This is a genomic window from Bradyrhizobium sp. CER78, assembly GCF_029846235.1.
Classification (GTDB): Bacteria; Pseudomonadota; Alphaproteobacteria; order Rhizobiales; family Xanthobacteraceae; genus Bradyrhizobium.
Genome location: NZ_JARVWP010000016.1, coordinates 119,441 through 130,953, shown reverse-complemented (window position 1 = coordinate 130,953; position 11,513 = coordinate 119,441). Strand labels below are relative to the sequence as shown.

Annotated in this window: 10 protein-coding genes; 8 read left to right on the top strand and 2 right to left on the bottom strand. The window is 60.5% G+C overall.

Translation table 11 applies throughout. The features are described 5' to 3' along the window. Positions 1-10: 10 nt before the first annotated feature. On the top strand, positions 11-322 hold the full coding sequence (locus tag QDT69_RS28705; RefSeq protein WP_279709824.1) for a hypothetical protein: 312 nt from the start codon (positions 11-13) through the stop codon (positions 320-322). Between the two features lie 115 nt (positions 323-437). Here the strand turns inward: QDT69_RS28705 and QDT69_RS28700 are convergent, their stop codons facing one another. After that, positions 438-920, bottom strand: coding sequence for an AraC family transcriptional regulator (locus QDT69_RS28700; protein WP_279709823.1), 483 nt, complete (start codon positions 918-920; stop codon positions 438-440). A 380-nt stretch (positions 921-1,300) separates the two neighbouring features. Between QDT69_RS28700 and QDT69_RS28695 the strand changes: the two genes are divergently transcribed. Further along, on the top strand, positions 1,301-1,930 hold the full coding sequence (locus tag QDT69_RS28695; RefSeq protein ID WP_279709822.1) for a response regulator transcription factor: 630 nt from the start codon (positions 1,301-1,303) through the stop codon (positions 1,928-1,930). A gap of 83 nt (positions 1,931-2,013) precedes the next feature. Further along, positions 2,014-2,403, top strand: a complete 390-nt coding sequence (locus QDT69_RS28690; RefSeq protein ID WP_279709821.1) for a response regulator — start codon at positions 2,014-2,016, stop codon at positions 2,401-2,403. Here QDT69_RS28690 and QDT69_RS28685 read toward each other — a convergent pair. Continuing rightward, entirely contained in the window at positions 2,396-5,080 is a 2,685-nt protein-coding gene (locus QDT69_RS28685; protein WP_279709820.1) for a LuxR C-terminal-related transcriptional regulator, read from the bottom strand. The two genes, QDT69_RS28690 and QDT69_RS28685, sit on opposite strands and share 8 nt — an antisense overlap. 241 nt (positions 5,081-5,321) lie before the next feature. Between QDT69_RS28685 and QDT69_RS28680 the strand changes: the two genes are divergently transcribed. From QDT69_RS28680 to QDT69_RS28660, 5 genes are all read left to right on the top strand, one after another. Beyond that, on the top strand, positions 5,322-5,693 hold the full coding sequence (locus QDT69_RS28680; RefSeq protein ID WP_279709819.1) for an AraC family transcriptional regulator: 372 nt from the start codon (positions 5,322-5,324) through the stop codon (positions 5,691-5,693). Positions 5,694-5,858: 165 nt separating this feature from the next. After that, the gene (locus QDT69_RS28675) at positions 5,859-6,758 is read left to right on the top strand and encodes an AraC family transcriptional regulator (protein ID WP_279709818.1); all 900 of its coding nucleotides are present in this window, start codon (positions 5,859-5,861) and stop codon (positions 6,756-6,758) included. Positions 6,759-6,975: 217 nt separating this feature from the next. Continuing rightward, on the top strand, positions 6,976-7,881 hold the full coding sequence (locus QDT69_RS28670; protein WP_279709817.1) for an AraC family transcriptional regulator: 906 nt from the start codon (positions 6,976-6,978) through the stop codon (positions 7,879-7,881). Positions 7,882-7,993: 112 nt separating this feature from the next. Further along, complete coding sequence (locus QDT69_RS28665) at positions 7,994-8,896, top strand: AraC family transcriptional regulator (RefSeq protein WP_279709816.1); 903 nt, start codon at positions 7,994-7,996, stop codon at positions 8,894-8,896. A gap of 64 nt (positions 8,897-8,960) precedes the next feature. Further along, on the top strand, positions 8,961-11,396 hold the full coding sequence (locus QDT69_RS28660; protein ID WP_279709815.1) for a PAS domain S-box protein: 2,436 nt from the start codon (positions 8,961-8,963) through the stop codon (positions 11,394-11,396). The last annotated feature ends 117 nt before the right edge of the window (positions 11,397-11,513 follow it).

The window sequence follows — 11,513 nt, the reverse complement described above, 5'->3', positions numbered from 1 at the left end:
ACTCGCGCCAATGACAAGACCAGCCATTCTCATGTCATTCTTCGCGTTATTAGCGTCGTCCCATGGTTCGGCTTCAGAGTGCGTCTCGGCCTCGGACATCGCCGCGTCCCGCACCCGCCTGGCGGCCACACGCGGCCTCCCAGCCTCCACAGACGACGAGAAGACGTGCCGCGCCTACGCCGCATCCTTTTATGAACTGGTAACTGCTCGTCAAATTGTGGCGAACTGTGCCCGCGGCAACAATCTGCTGCGCGATCTCAAACTTCTCGATTCCGAAATCGACGCTCTCAACAATGCGTTGGCAAGCCGGTGTGGTGGATAAAGCTGCCATTGCTCGCAGTGGACGGACGACGCAAGGGCGTCACTTCAAGAAGAGGCGACGCTAGCTTGCATCGCCACTCTTCCACCGACCCAACGGACGAGGGGACTGGCGAGGCCTATGGTATCGACCAGCGAAAATCGCGCGGCGACATCCCAACGTGCTGGCGGAAACGCCGCGCACAGTGGCTCTGGTCGGCAAACCCGGCCGCCAGGGCAATCTCCGAAAGTGAGAGGTTGGTGTCTGATAGCAGCTTCATTGTCCGTTCGACGCGGCGCCGGATCACGTAGTCGTGCGGCGTCAGCCCCACGGACTGTTTGAATGCGCGAACGAAGTAGCACACCGAAAGATCCGCGAGCCTAGCCAGCGTTTCGACACTGATCCGCTGCTCGATATTGGCGTCAATATACTCGCGAATGCGCCTTAAGACCCTCGGCGGTATTCCACCGCGAATAAAGGCTGGCGATTTCCGCGCGGGCGCGCGATCCATCAGAGCTTCCATGAGCGGCGTTGCGGATTGAGGTTCTCTTTCCGCAACGGATGTGGGCAAGGGAAACATCGAATGTTCGCCTACATGTTTGTCCAGCGAGCTGAAGAGCATGTTTCGATTCCTTTCCTCATCCTCTTTGTTGCCGCTTCCGTTTCGTGTACGGAGCCACCACTGGTTCACCGCCGTGGCATTGTCATGCGGCGAGGATCGCCGTCGTCGCGCGTTGCGCCAATCGTGCCTGGGACTTATCGCATCACACCTAAGTATGGGTGCAACCCGGCAAAAATGATCGATCCGTAAAACGCGCGCACGTTTCGTCCAAAAATGCGGGCTCGGATGGCCGCCTCCCTGTGCTACTGACCCTCGGCAAGAAGTCGCGCCACGAAGCCCCAGGCGGGCCCTCTATCATACCTTTGTGTGATGATGCCGGGAGACCGAGCCATGATAGGCATACCGCAGTGGATTCCGATCCAGTTGCTGGGTGGATTGTGATGCCTCAGGTGTCGAGCGAGACCCCTGTCGTGCATATCGTCGATGACGACGAATCGCAGCGCCTTGGGCTCGACAGCCTGCTTCGCTCGGTGGGCCTGACCGCACGAACCTATGGCACGACGCACGAATTCCTGAAGGCGGATCGGCTCGACGGGCCGGGCTGCATCGTGCTCGACGTTCGCCTTCCCGGCATCAGCGGGCTCGACTTCCAAGAGGAGCTGGCAAGCTTGGGCATCAGGTTGCCGGTCGTCCTGATGACTGGGCATGGCGATATCCCGATGTCGGTGCGCGCGATGAAGGCAGGCGCGGTCGACTTCCTGTCAAAGCCGTTCCGCGAGCAGGACATGATTGATGCGGTTACGCTGGCACTGAATCGCGATCGGTTGCGACGCGCTCGCGAGACCCAGTCAGTCGCCGTTCTGGACCGGCATGCGACACTCTCGCCGAGAGAACGCGAGGTCATGGCGCTCGTGACTGCGGGCAAATTGAACAAGCAGATCGCCGCTGAACTCGGATTGAGCGAGGTCACCGTCAAAATCCACCGCGGTGCGGCGATGCGGAAGATGGGAGCACGGTCACTGGCCGACCTCGTTCGCATGGCGGACGCATTGAAAGACCAGTCCCGATGAGCGGAGCGATTCAGGCGTCCATCCGGTGGAGTCACGTGGCGCAAGCCGAAATCGCTTACAGCCGGCTGCGTGGGAGCTGAAGCATGCAGGCGGGGCATCTGATCTCGATCGTTGACGATGATCCTTCGATGCGCGAAGCGCTCGCCGGATTGGTCCGGTCACTAGGATACGATGTGCGCGTCTTTTCCTCGGCGGAAGCCTTCCTGCAATCCAGCGAGCTCGGGCAATTTTCCTGTGCGATCACGGATATCCAGATGCCGGGTATCGATGGATTTGAGCTCAAACGGCTGCTTGACCTGCATCATGGAGCTCTCCCGGTGATCATGATCACGGCACGGGCCGAACCGGATTTGCAGGAGAAGGCGCTGCAAAGCGGAGCGGTTTGCTTTCTTCGCAAGCCGCTTGATGCGCTGACAATGGCCGGTTGTCTGGAGAAGGCGCTCGCTAGCCGGGCCGAACACGCCATCAAATGACGCCTGCTTCATGCGCAACGGCGGCCGCCTGCGTGCGGTTGCGGGTGCCGAGCTTGTCATAGACACGCCGCAGATGCGTTTCGACGGTATTCTCGGACAAGAAGAGCACGCGAGCGATCGCCTTGTTCGAGTTTCCTTTCCAGACGAGCCGCAAGATCTGGACTTCTCTCGTCGTCAGTCGGCTCGCCATGTTCGCCTGAGCACTCGACGCATCCCGCCGCTCCGAGACGGTCGGCAGGACCGGTGGTTGCCCCAGCTCGCGCAGCAGGCCAACCACGTGAGGTTCGCCCACAACCGTCGAGCGAACAGCGAGCGAACTTGCGATCCAGCTCTCGTCAGCCAGCACACGAACCATTCCATTTTCGGTCGCCCGCACGAGCGCCCGATCGAACGCTGCGTCAGCGTCCTGGTAGTAACCTGCCGTCTCGAGCGCCTGCGCTTCGAGGAGCAGCAGTCGTAATGCCCTGCGTCGACGCCCCGCGGTTTCCGCCGCTTGTCGCTCAGTGCGGATATCCGGCAGCGCCTGTCCCCCCTCACCTGTCGCCAGTCGCAAGCGAAAGTTCGCGATCTCGACATCATCGATTTCATTGGCATGAGGATGGAAAGCGCCAAAGCTCTTCCAGAGCGTCATATTGCTGCCATTGGCAAGACTGCGACGCGCGCTTTCGAGATCGTTGCTGCGCAGCGACGCATAGGAGCGCTCCAGCCAGGCCGCAGCGACCAACCGACGCAAACCTCGCCGCGCCCCAATTTCGCCGAGGCGAACCAGCACGGCATGACCGGCATCGGTATGTCCGCGGAGGAAATCCAGCCGGGCGGCTATGCGATGCAGCGCGATCAGGTGATCGGGCATTCCCGTCTGGATCACGATCGGCAAATAATCGTCGACCAGGGTCTGGCAGGCGTCGAGTTCATTCGCTTCATAAAGGCATTCCGCCAGATAGGTCGCGACAACCGCACCGGCGCTGCCGTATCGTTGGCCTCCGTCGATCGTGCGATTGAAGGCAGTCTCCAGCGCCGCGCGCGCGACGGCCAACTGTCCCACATTGAGCTCGATCGCGGCGGCGAAGCACGCGCTGTAACTCAGGACATAGAGAGCGTCGATCGGTTCGCATGCCTGCCGCGCCTCGGTCAGATCGCGCTCCGCCTCAACATACTCACCGAGCGCGATGTGACAGAATGCCCTGGCGTTAGCGACCAATCCGGCGGTGAATTGACCGAACCTGTTCGCCTTAGCTCGCAGCACGTCGACCGCGCCAAGCAGGTCGGGAATACTGTCGGTCCAACCGAGCAGCATCAATTGCATCGCGACGGTTTCGTCGTCCTTCATGGCCCGGTCATCGACCTGCCGAATAATGTCCATGTACCGCCTGGCCGCGTCATAGCGGTGCGCGAAGATCGCGGCAAACGCGGCGGCCCGAAGCAATTTCGGCCTACGGTACACCTCCGTATCGGACAACATTGCGATCGCACGCGCGGTGTCAGTCACGCGGCCCGAATGGAGATCATCCATTGCGGACGCCTCGAGCAGATCGGCCGCGAGTGCCTGGTCATTGGCAGCCAGCGAATGCGTAAAGGCCTCACTCGTGAAGCCATGTGCGGCCGTCCAGGTCGCCGCCCGTCGATGCAAACGGATCAGATCCTCTCTGGTGCCGTGAGCCAGGCGGGCACGAAGAAAATCGGCGAGCACTGGATGATAGCGATACCATCGCTCCTCGGCGTCGATCGGGACAAGCAGAAGATTGTCGCGCGTGATCTGCTCGATCATCTCATGGCTGTCGGATCGCTCCAACGCTGCGTCGCACAATTCCGCGCAAAACTGGCCGAGCGACGCGGAGCGCAGGAGGAAGTCGCGTTGCGGGGCTGACCGGCTATCCAGAATCTCCTGAGCCAGATATTCGGCAATCCCGTCATTCGTCCCGGAGATCGACCGCAAGGCATCCGCACCGCGTTTGCCGCTGACAGCCACGGCTGCAAGCTGCAGAACGGCTGGCCACCCCTCGGTGTGCTGCTGCAGGGCCCGGATGACCGGCGCGCCGACGTTCTGCCGCGCGAGAAAGGTCTCGGTCTCCTCGGACGTGAAGCGCAGTTCTCCGTGGTCGAGTTCGAGAAGCTGACCATGCGCGCGCATCCGGCCGAGCGCGAGCGAAGGCCCGACACGGCTGGCAAGGACGATGCGATGATTCGTGTCGAGATTGGCAAGCAGGCGCTGCACAAACGCCCACACATCCGGATCGACGATCAGTTCGAGATCGTCGAGAAACATGGTGACTGGCACTTCGGAGAGGGACAGGCGCTCGATCAGTTCCGCCGCCTTGCCCTGCGATGGTTTGGCACTAATTGCATAAGGCCCCGGAATCGGACCTTGCGTTGGTCTCCCGAGCGACCCCTCGATGGCCGTCGCGAGCGATTGCACAAAGCGGCCGAGGTCGTTGTCGGCGGGCTCAACCGCTAACCAGATCGTAACCACGCCGCGCGCCTCGAAACGCCGGCGCAATTGCTGCATCAGCGTGCTTTTGCCAAATCCGGCAGGCGCACAGATCAGCGTCAGCCGGGCGTCGCTTTCGTCGATCTGGGATACCAGACGAGCCCGCTCAACCATGACGGCCGGCGCGCGCGGCGGCAAGAAGCGTCCTCTGCGCAGGCCTGCCGTCGAACTCTCATTGGAATACGGCATCCAGCACTCCCGGCCTCGCGTGGCGTGTTCGGAATGCTGCGATGGCAATTTTCTGCTGTCAACGCAGGCGCTTGCGTCTGTGGCCAGCTATTCACGGTTCTCCGTGATGCCGCATCCGCCCAACGCGGCCTAACTCACCTCCGAGGTTATTGATCAACCACTGGAGAGGGAGCGTTGCTTTGCCACGGCGCGATTGCACAACGTATGAACGGCGCGGTTTCGACCGCCGGGCGAGGTAGACATGCCGCGCCCCGGCGATAAAGCGCCGTCGTCGCCCGCACTCGATCATCAGCGCCTGCGCCGCGTCATGCAATTCATTGACGCCAACCTGCACAGCCCGATTCGTCTCAAGGACCTGGCCGACGTTGCGAACCTGAGCCCATTTCATTTCGCGAGGGCTTTCCGAAAGGCGACGGGGGAATCGCCACACCGGTTTGTGCGAGGTTGCCGCCTGGAGAAAGCGAAGCAGCTACTCATCGAGGGTAATGCCACCCTTGCAGAAGTCTCCCTGATCTGTAACTTTTCTTCCCAATCGAGCTTCACCAGGGCCTTTACCCGCGCGTTTGGAGTGCCACCTGGTGCATTCCGCATGGGCGGCAAGCGCCGTAGATGATAGTCAAAAGACCCTCCACGAAGGTCAACGTACGAGAGCAAGATCGGTAAAGACAACTGCGGTATGAGCGTGAGTAAATAGCTGTTGCTGTCGCACGACGGCTCGGGCGGAGGCTCTCCTGCTCCGATCGCACGTCTAACGACATCGAAGTCGACGGAGCCGATCATGGACGATAGCAGCGCTTACGGCGAAGCGTTCGGTGAGCGCCTGCGGGCGGAAGCCACCTCCTTCGTTCGTACCTTGCATCATACCCAGATCGCGGTAACGGAGGTGCGCGCCGATGCTCCCCCGCACGGCCTGTCAGGTGACCAGATACGCGAGGATGCATTCCTGGTCGCGGTCCAGCTGCGAGATTATCCGGCTCATGAGTATTTTGAGGACGGACGAATCGCGGGAGTCACGTCGCTTAAAGCTGGAGAAACTGTGCTTTATGACATGAAGCGTAACCCGCAGTTTCTCATCAATAATCCATTTCACAGCGTTCACTTCTATTTCCCGCGTGCCGCACTTGAACTTGTCGCGGATGGAGTTGAAGCAAAGCGGATCGATGAACTGCGATACCAACCCGGGACCGGTGTCGACGATGCCGTCATGCGCGGCCTGGTTGCCTCGCTACGACAGGCTTTCGAGCATCCCGAGCAGGCAAGCCGCCTGTTCGTCGAACATGTCACTCTGGCAGCCTGCACACATGCCGCCAAGATCTATGGCGGAATGCGGCCTGCCCGGCCGACCCAGGGCGGCCTTGCGCCTTGGCAGAGAAGACGTGTGGAGGAAACGCTGGCGGCCGATCTCGAGGGCGATATCTCGCTCGCGGATCTCGCGAACGATTGCAGCCTTTCGACCAGTCACTTTTCACGAGCGTTCCGACAATCCACCGGGTTGTCGCCGCATCAGTGGCTATTGCGACACCGGGTCGACAGGGCGAAGAGCCTCCTGCCCGACCGCAAGCTGTCGCTGTCGGATATAGCGCTCGCATGCGGATTCGCCGACCAGAGCCATTTCACGCGCGTCTTTGCCCGCCTTGCGGGCATCAGCCCCGGAGCCTGGCGCCGCAACTGCGACTAGGATTGTCCGGACAAATGATCGGAATCGACAATTCTCGCGCATTTTCTTCAAGCGCCGGCTGAATGGCTCCGTCAATCTACGGGAAACCAGCCACGGACCACGACGAGTCGAACGTCTTCCTTGGCTGAGTTGACTACGGGTGCAACGGCAGTTTCGGTGCGACGGGTCGGTGACCATCGCTACCGGCCAGGCGGCACTCAAGCGACGGAGGCTTGGGATGCAGGACAGCAGTGGCTACGGCGAAAGATTCGGCGAACGGCTACGAGCGAAGGCAACTGTATTCGTTTCACGCTCGCTTCGTACCACCGATATTGCGGTCACCGAGCTTCGTTCTGACAATCCGGAGCATGGCATATCCGCACCGCTCGTGCGCGAGGATGCGTATTTGATCGGGCATCATCTCGTCGACTACCCGGTTCACGAGTACTTCGAGGACGACCGCGCCGCTCCCGTTACGTCCCTCAAGGCGGGAGTTACCACGCTCTACGACCTCAAGCGCAGCCCGCAATTCAATATCAACAAGGCGTGTCACTGCGTCCATTTCTATTTTCCCCGGACCGCACTGAACATCATCGCAGACAATGCAGAGGCAAACCGCATCGCCGAGCTCCGCTATGAGCCAGGCGTTGGTATCGACGATCCCGTCATGCGCGCCCTGACCTCCTCGCTCATTCCCGCTTTTGAGAAGCCCGACCAGGCCAGCCGCGTCTTTGTCGATCACGTGACATTGGCGGTCGGCATTCATGTCGCCAAGACATACGGAGGCATGATCTCGGCGGTTCGGCCGCCAACCGGAGGTCTGGCGCCGAGCCAATTGAGGCGGGCGCAGGATGCTCTTGCCGCTAACCTCCACGGCGACATCTCGCTGGCGGATCTGGCGGCCGACTGCGGGCTCTCAGCAAGCCACTTCACGCGCGCATTTCGGCAGTCGACGGGTCTTTCGCCACATCAATGGCTGCTGCGGCATCGCGTGGAGGAAGCCAAGCACCTGCTGCGGGACCGCCAGATCACTCTCTCCGAGATCGCCCTCGCCTGCGGGTTTGGTGATCAAAGCCATTTCACGCGCGTTTTCTCTCGACTAGCAGGCATCAGCCCAGGCGCATGGCGGCGAACCCTGGATTGATGCGGCCCTCTCCGTTCTTGCTTGATTCAGTCAAAGCCTGCGGGATTTTGACAATCCTCTTCCCGCAAGCCGAGGCAAATAGCAGCATTGCACCTTTATCGGGAAAGCAGAGATGACCGAACTGGGCGCCTATGGACAGCGGCTTGCAGATGTCTTTCAGCTCGAGCGCGCGCCTGCGTTCGTAACCCGATCCCTGCAGAAATCCACGATCGCCGTTACCGAGATCAAATGCGATCTTCATGATCATGGCCTGACCGCGCCGATCCCGCGCGAAGACGCCTTTCTGATCACGCTGCAGCTCCGGGACTGCCCCAGGCATGATTTATTTATCGACGACCGGCAGGTGCCGACGAGCCACCTGCAGCCCGGCTCCATCTGCATCTACGATTTGCGATCAAGCCCCGTCGCCAACAGCATAAGCGCCTTCCACTCGCTACACTTTTACGTGCCTCGAGCGGCACTGGACGCCATTGCGGACATGGAAGATTGCGGCCGGGTCGACGAATTCAATAATCGGCCTGGCCTCGGCACCAGGGACGCAACATTGGCAGGTCTCGGCGCGGCGTTGCTGCCAGCTTTTCAGCGCCCCGACGAGGCCACCCCTCTCTTCGTGGATCATCTGACGATCGCGACGACAGCGCACACCCTGAAGACTTATGGTGTAAGAGCGCGTCTCTCTCCCTCCACCATTGTGACGCTCGCCCCCTGGCAAGAAGCGCGCGTCAAGGAGATACTGGCCTCCCGGCTGAACGGCGACATTTTCGTATCCGACCTTGCGAGAGAATGTGGACTTCCGACTGGTGCCTTCCTGCGGGCATTTCGTGCATCAATTGGCGTCAGTCCCCATGGCTGGTTGCTACAGCACCGCGTCGAGCAGGCCAAGGCGTTACTAGGTCGACAGATGGCCGCCAGCCTCAATGAAATCGCTAAATCCTGTGGATTTGCCAATGAGGCTCATCTGATACGCGCCTTCAGACGCGTGACCGGTCTGCATCCGGCCGCGTGGACGCAATGATAATCTCAGCCGGATCCTAACCGGCCAGCCGTTAGCAGCCCGGAGGCAGCGACGAGCAACTCGCATGAAGCATCTCAAGCAACCGGATCCAAAGATTGCTTTCGAGCCGTTGGCCACGAGCCCGGACGCGCCGAAGAGCTTCATCTCGGAGTTCGTGAAGGCTCTTCTCAACGACAAGGGTTATCAAGGCGTCGTGGTCCCGCGGGCGAAACCGTCACTCGATGCGCAGATCCGCTATCTTGGGAAGCTCTGGACCGTCGGCATCGTTCTGATGACCGCCGCGACCTGGGGAATGGTCAGGCTAGAGATTTTTGACCGGCCAGGCACGGCGGTCATGGCATACCTCTTGATCATTGTCGTGCTTTCGCTGATGGACAGCTTTGTCACATCGGCGATCTTTTCACTGATCTCGGTGGCTTGTCTCGATTACTTCTTCATCGTCCCCCTGCATTCATTTGATATCTCGAGCACGCAGGACATCGTTGCTCTCGTCGCTTTCGTCGTGACGTCGTTAGTGATCACAACACTGGTGCGACGGGCACGCCGATTCGGCGAGACTCAGCACGAGCAAGCCCATCTGCTTGACCTGACACCCGATGCAATCCTGGTCCTCGACGTCGACCGCGTAATCACCTACTGGAATCGGGGCGCGGAGAAGTTATTCGGGTGGAAGCGAGACGAGGCCATCGGGAAGGTAGCGCACGTCCTCTTGAAAACCGTTTACCCTGCTCCATTGGGGGAGATTCTCGAGACATCTGGACGCGCCGGGCGCTGGGAAGGCCAGCTCATTCAGACAACGAAAGACGGCGCCAAGGTCTTTGTCGAGAGCAAGTGGATCTTGCGACGCGATTTCAACGGCAATTCGATTGGCGCCCTCGAGAGCAATACCGACATCACCGCCCGCAGACATGCTGAGGAAGCGCTCCGCGAAAGCCAGGCGGCCTACCTGTCCGAAGCGCAACGGCTCAGCCATACGGGGAGCTTCGGTTGGCACTACCAAAGCGGAGAACTGAACTGGTCCGAAGAAAGTTTCAGAATCTTTGGGTATGACAAGGATATCAAGCCAACGCTCGCTCTGGCAGTTCAACGGATCCACCCCGAGGATCGCGAACGGGTGAGAGCAGCCCTGAACCGCGCGATCGCGCGCAAGGAGCCGCTCGATATCGAACATCGCCTGAAGATGCCCGATGGTTCGATCAAGGTGTTGCATGTTGTCGGCCGTCCGTTGACCGATGAGCGCGGGAATATCGAACTGATCGGCGCCGTGATGGACATGACGTCACACAAGGTCGCCTACGATGCGCTGGAGAACAGCGAGCTTCGATACCGCCACCTCTTTAAGTTCATGCCGATTTCGCTGTGGAAGCTCGATGTACGGCGCCTAATGGAAATGTTCGATGAATTGAAGGCCGCCGGCATCGCCGACTTCCCTGCATACCTCGCCGACCACCCTGAATTTTTCCAGCACGCCATGAACGTCATCGTCGCCGAAGAGGTCAATGAGGCAACGGTACGCATGTTTGGAGCCCGCAGTCAGGCTGAATTGCTCGGATCGGTTGGTCGTTTCTTCAAGCAACGACCCGATACGATGGTGAGAATCCTCGAGAGCCGCTTCAACGATGCCCCCCTGTTCGAGGAAAAGTCACAACTCGTCACCTTGGACGGCCGCTTGATCGATGTGCTCTTGACTGCTGCGCGTACCGAATTTGGCGTAACCCTGGCCGGCCTCGTCGAGCTGACGGATCTGGTTCGAACACAGGAGAGGCTGGAACGCCTGCAGATGGAGTTTGCTCACACCGCACGCGTCTCGACGCTTGGTGAGTTGACCGCTTCGATTGCCCACGAGCTCAACCAGCCACTCGGCGCCATCGTGACCAATTGCGAGGCCGGCTTGCGCTGGCTCGATCGACCGGAGCCGGATCTGCAGGAGGTCTATGCCGCGATCCGACGCAGCCTCTTGGACGCCCAGCGGTCGGCCGACATCATCGCCCGGATCCGTGCGATGGCGGCGCGGCGGGTGCCCGAACGCGTGCTCATGTGCCCGCACGATGTTATCCTGGAGGCATTGCAGTTCCTCCGCCACGAGGTCGAATGGCGCGGGATCACCGTGTCGCACGTCTTTGCGCCGGAGGCGCCGCAGGTTCTTGCAGACCGGACCCTGTTGCATCAGGTGATTGTCAATCTCGCGGTCAATGCCATGCAGGCAATGGCCGAGCACGGCACCGCCGAGCGCAGGATCACGGTTCGAACGTCACGCCTGGACGGCGGCTCGCTGCGTTGCAGCGTGGAGGACAGTGGTCCGGGAATCGCGACGGTCCACCTGCCCCATTTGTTCGAAAGCTTCTTCTCGACCAAGCAAGGCGGCATGGGCATGGGGCTTTCCATCTGTCACTCGGTCATCGAAGCGCATGGTGGTCGAATGGGAGCAGACAACGGCAGCGTCCATGGAGGCGCCCGCTTCTTCTTCACGCTCCCAGCGGCCGATGAAACCTTGCAGTAGGCACGCACCAAAACCCCAGCGCGGCCTCCCCCTGTTGCCGCAAGAAGCGCAAATCCATTCCGGACGTCGCAATCCCATCCAATCGGGCACTGGTCACCTGACGCATCCTAGCCGCTG

Excerpts from the sequence above, each read along its gene's own strand:
- QDT69_RS28705 (WP_279709824.1), top strand. The coding sequence starts at position 11 with ATGACAAGACCAGCCATTCTCATGTCATTCTTCGCGTTATTAGCGTCG.
- QDT69_RS28700 (WP_279709823.1), bottom strand. The coding sequence starts at position 920 with ATGCTCTTCAGCTCGCTGGACAAACATGTAGGCGAACATTCGATGTTT.
- QDT69_RS28695 (WP_279709822.1), top strand. The coding sequence starts at position 1,301 with ATGCCTCAGGTGTCGAGCGAGACCCCTGTCGTGCATATCGTCGATGAC.
- QDT69_RS28690 (WP_279709821.1), top strand. The coding sequence starts at position 2,014 with ATGCAGGCGGGGCATCTGATCTCGATCGTTGACGATGATCCTTCGATG.
- QDT69_RS28685 (WP_279709820.1), bottom strand. The coding sequence starts at position 5,080 with ATGCCGTATTCCAATGAGAGTTCGACGGCAGGCCTGCGCAGAGGACGC.
- QDT69_RS28680 (WP_279709819.1), top strand. The coding sequence starts at position 5,322 with ATGCCGCGCCCCGGCGATAAAGCGCCGTCGTCGCCCGCACTCGATCAT.
- QDT69_RS28675 (WP_279709818.1), top strand. The coding sequence starts at position 5,859 with ATGGACGATAGCAGCGCTTACGGCGAAGCGTTCGGTGAGCGCCTGCGG.
- QDT69_RS28670 (WP_279709817.1), top strand. The coding sequence starts at position 6,976 with ATGCAGGACAGCAGTGGCTACGGCGAAAGATTCGGCGAACGGCTACGA.
- QDT69_RS28665 (WP_279709816.1), top strand. The coding sequence starts at position 7,994 with ATGACCGAACTGGGCGCCTATGGACAGCGGCTTGCAGATGTCTTTCAG.
- QDT69_RS28660 (WP_279709815.1), top strand. The coding sequence starts at position 8,961 with ATGAAGCATCTCAAGCAACCGGATCCAAAGATTGCTTTCGAGCCGTTG.